Source organism: Anaerostipes sp. CAG:276, from assembly GCF_000432215.1.
Lineage (GTDB): Bacteria > Bacillota > Clostridia > Lachnospirales > Lachnospiraceae > Anaerostipes > Anaerostipes caccae.
In genome coordinates, this window is sequence record NZ_FR889201.1 from 15,220 (window position 1) to 19,202 (window position 3,983).

Genomic DNA, 3,983 nt, shown 5'->3' on the forward strand with positions numbered 1-3,983 from the left:
CCGCCGCTGTATCCTGCCGGTGCTTTTAGAATATAAAGAGGAGATACCTCTTCCATATGAGTGCTATACTTATACTTATGTAGTTTACAGGGGAGAGAAAGCAGGCGGCATGGTATTTCACTATGCGGAAAACAGGTCGGAGCCGGCCAGAGAGATTCCTATGAGAGAGCTGCTGCCGGGGTGTTATGTGGCGGAAGTTCTGATCTTTGCCGATGAGTCGGCAGATTATTATGTGACAGCACCGGGAGAAGAGAGACGCAGGAGAAAAGATATCGTCTTTCTTGACCATTCCGGAAGGAATCAGAAGGGAAGATTTTATCAGCTGAATCACATGCTGAAGGAAAAACAAAGGGAGAGCGTAGCCATGGAAATGGAAATCTACGCGTATGAAAAAGCAATGACGGATATGATCCGTCCGATGACAGAGGATCTATGATGAAAATAGGCATACAGATAGAACGGGAAATGATATATCAGTGTTCCGTAACGGACGGAAAGATCGTGGAAGAAGAACCGAAAAAGCTTTCCGGGGACTGGGCGGATTATGTGCGTGCAGAATCGGAAAAGCATGCGGATACGTCCAATCTGTTTATGGGCGTTATTTTGGAGGACCCGGAGGAGGACCTGGCGTTAAAAGCCGCGGAGCTTAGAAAAGAGCTGGGGTTTTCGGAGGAACAGCTCAGGCTGTTTACGAAGGAGGAGGCTTTTCTGGGACTTGCCGGGGACCGAAAGGAACAGCTTGAACAGGGGGCTGTGGGGCTGTTTGACTATTCCGGCCAGAGATTGTTTTACTATCTGGTGAAAAAGCAGGATGGGCAGCTGCTCGTAGAGAGAGAAGACTACTCTGCTTTTATGAGAAACACCCGGCTGCCCCATCAGAAAGACATGGCATTTGAGAACGCCGCCGTCCAGGCCATGTCCCAGGAGGTTACTTCTTTAGTTTATTTGTACGGCAGAGGATTTGACGGCGGATGGCTGAAAAGCGCTTCGGCAAAGCTGTGTGCGGGACGGCGTGTGTTTATGGGAGATCATGTGTACGCGACAGGGGCCGTCTGTCTGCTGGGAAGAAAAAATGCGGCTGACCTTGACTCTGCCGTGATTCTTACCGACACGGTTATGATGTATCAGATCGGTGCCATGGTATGGAACCACGGAAAAGAAGAATTTCTGCCGGTCATAAAGGGTGGAAAGCCATGGTTTGAGAGCCGGGGAAATATGACGGTACTGGTTGAGACAGCGGCATCCATTCCTGTGGAGATCAAACCCCTGTTTCCCGGGAAAGGTGACAGAATGAGGTTTCCGATTTCCTTAAAAGGGCTTAAAAAACGTCCGGGACGCTCTACAAAGCTGAAGATTGAAGCCGAGTGCACCGGGGAGACAAAGTGCAGAATCAAAATCACGGATCTGGGGTTTGGGACATTATATCCTTCTACATACCAGGTATTCCAGCAGGTAATTTCATGGGAGAGGAGGGGACAGCCATGAGAATGGTATTGTGTGAGACAGAGGAGAGCAGGCGGACTTACACGCTGAATTCCTTTGGACAGACCATTTCTTCCTATGAAGAATTATGTTATATTATTTCAGGACAGTATTTATATTTTCTGACAGAAGGAATCCCGGAAGGGATGAGAGAGTGGATCGAAGAAGAACTTGGTCTGGTCCTGCCGGCAGAAGAGGAGACAAAGAAGCAGCTGGAGCATATTATCAGTTACCGGAATTATTTTACGGTTCCCGAGCAGAGAATGCTTGTCCAGCAGATGCGCACGGCCTATCTATATTCCTCTGTGAGAAAGCACAAAATGCTCGGCGACTTATATCTGAAACATTCCAGATATCTGAGCGCTTATCACGCCTATCAAAAATCGCTTTCCGGTCTGATGCAGCTGAAGACAAAGGAACAGCAGGAAGTTTTGTATCACACGGGACTCTGCCTGACCCGGATGTTCCGTTTTCAGGAGGCGAAGGAGTTTTTTAAAAGGAGCTGCCGCCTGAAAGAGAACAAGAAATGCCAGGAAGCATATTTCATAGTCTCTTATATGCAGGGAGATTACCAGAAGTTTTTGGAGGACGGCAGAGCGCTTTCTTTTACAGAAGAACAGCTGAGAGAGATCCATGAAAATATCTCAGCTATGGAGGAACGGTTTTCCGGAAGCGAGGAATCCACAGCACTGAAAAAGATTGGCTATCACAGAAAGAAACCCGATGACCTGATGACCAGAAGGCTTACCTGGTCGATGCTGGAACGGTGGAAAAATGAGTACAGAAGAGAGATTGTCTGAAATTGAATATCAGAAAAAACGGATGGAATTAAACCGGCGTTTTGTGGAAATGTATGAAGATGAGGTGTCTTATATTCTGGAGCAGAAGGAAGATATCGAGATCATGGAAAAGCTTTCCGGTGAAGAAGCAAAGCTGATCAGTGAGGAAGCCAGAAAATACAACCGCATCTTTGCCAGGATTTTTTATGATTCCGCAGGCGGACGAGTCTCCGATGAGGAATTTCTGCCCCTCTGGGAGAGGGAAGAGGAAATAAGACAGGGTTTGTCCCGTATCCAATCCCTGGAGGGTGAAAAAAAACAGATCGAGAAGGAAATTTCAGTCCAGGAAGATGAAGAACGTGATCTGAAAAGAAAAGAGAGGGAATTTCATGGAAAGTTCATCAACAGGAGGGCCTATTTTCTGTCTTCGCTGATCATGGCCCTGACTGCCGCGGGACTCGGTGCGGCAGCAGTATTTTATTTTGAGCTCCGGCTGAGCGTTTCTCTCTGGCCGGCAGCGGCAGCAGTGTTTGGTGCGGCTGTGATCCTTCTGATTCTCAGGACAAGAAAGAAGAAGGCGGCAGAGAAAAAGAAAATGTATCATATGGTAAGAAACCACAAAGAGACTTCGGGACGGAGGCTCAAATCGGAGTATGATACGATTGTCAATGACCTGGAATTCTGCAGAGAGAAATATCAGGTGCTGTTTGGATATATTTCCGAAGAACAGTGGAAATTATTTGAGTTTTGTGCTAAAGTTGCAGCGGAATTAAATTGCAGTGAAGAACTTTCCGCCCAGAGGAAGACGTTTGTCTCGGCCATGGAGCAGTGTGGAATGCATGCACCTCAGGCCTGGTGTTATTACCCAAAGGCAATTTATGATATACCGAAAAGGATCAACCGGATGGAATGGCTGTCCGGCCGCCAGAACATCTGCGAGCAGGCAATGGTGCAGCATGAGCGGGCGATCCGCAACAATCTTTTAGAATAAAATATAAAAAGTAGGAGATATGATATGAGTAAAGAATTGGAAAAGACTTATAACCCGTCTGAGATTGAAGACCGGTTATATCAGAAGTGGCTTGACAACAAATATTTTCATGCAGAAGTGGATCACAGCAAAAAACCGTTTACGATCGTGATTCCGCCTCCCAATATTACGGGTAAACTCCATATGGGGCATGCACTGGATGAGACTCTGCAGGATATCCTGATCCGCTTTAAAAAAATGCAGGGATACAATACACTGTGGCAGCCGGGAACAGATCATGCCAGCATTGCAACGGAAGTCAAGATCATCGAGGCGCTGAAAGAGGAAGGCATTGAAAAGGAAGATCTGGGAAGAGAGAAGTTTCTTGAGAGAGCCTGGGAGTGGAAGGAAGAGTACGGCGGCACAATCGTCAGCCAGTTAAAGAAGCTGGGTTCTGCCTGTGACTGGGACAGAGAGCGTTTTACGATGGATGAGGGCTGTTCCAAAGCAGTGGAAGAGGTCTTTATCAAGTTATATGAAAAAGGCTATATATACAAAGGGTCCAGGATCATCAACTGGTGTCCGGTCTGCCAGACTTCGATTTCTGATGCGGAAGTTGAACATGTGGACCAGGCAGGGCATTTCTGGCACATCAAATATCCGGTTGCGGGAACCGATGATTATTTAGAGATTGCCACTACCCGTCCCGAGACAATGCTTGGAGATACGGCGGTGGCTGTCCATCCGGACGA

At 47.3% G+C, this 3,983-nt stretch carries 5 protein-coding genes; all 5 read left to right on the forward strand.

What is annotated here, in order from left to right; translation table 11 throughout:
* The coding region (locus QVP35_RS12715; RefSeq protein WP_288187902.1) for a DUF5717 family protein at positions 1 to 436 on the forward strand (436 nt) is incomplete at its 5' end.
* Positions 433 to 1,485 (forward strand): DUF5716 family protein, encoded by a 1,053-nt coding sequence (locus tag QVP35_RS12720; protein ID WP_039930623.1) that lies wholly within the window; start codon positions 433 to 435, stop codon positions 1,483 to 1,485. The genes QVP35_RS12715 and QVP35_RS12720, both read left to right, overlap by 4 nt.
* Positions 1,482 to 2,282, forward strand: coding sequence for a tetratricopeptide repeat protein (locus tag QVP35_RS12725; RefSeq protein ID WP_009290704.1), 801 nt, complete (start codon positions 1,482 to 1,484; stop codon positions 2,280 to 2,282). The genes QVP35_RS12720 and QVP35_RS12725 overlap by 4 nt, the downstream gene beginning before the upstream one ends.
* The gene (locus QVP35_RS12730; RefSeq protein ID WP_006565633.1) at positions 2,257 to 3,252 is read left to right on the forward strand and encodes a hypothetical protein; all 996 of its coding nucleotides are present in this window, start codon (positions 2,257 to 2,259) and stop codon (positions 3,250 to 3,252) included. The genes QVP35_RS12725 and QVP35_RS12730 overlap by 26 nt, the downstream gene beginning before the upstream one ends.
* A gap of 24 nt (positions 3,253 to 3,276) precedes the next feature.
* Positions 3,277 to 3,983: class I tRNA ligase family protein (locus QVP35_RS12735; protein ID WP_288187905.1), on the forward strand; the 707-nt coding region annotated here is incomplete at its 3' end.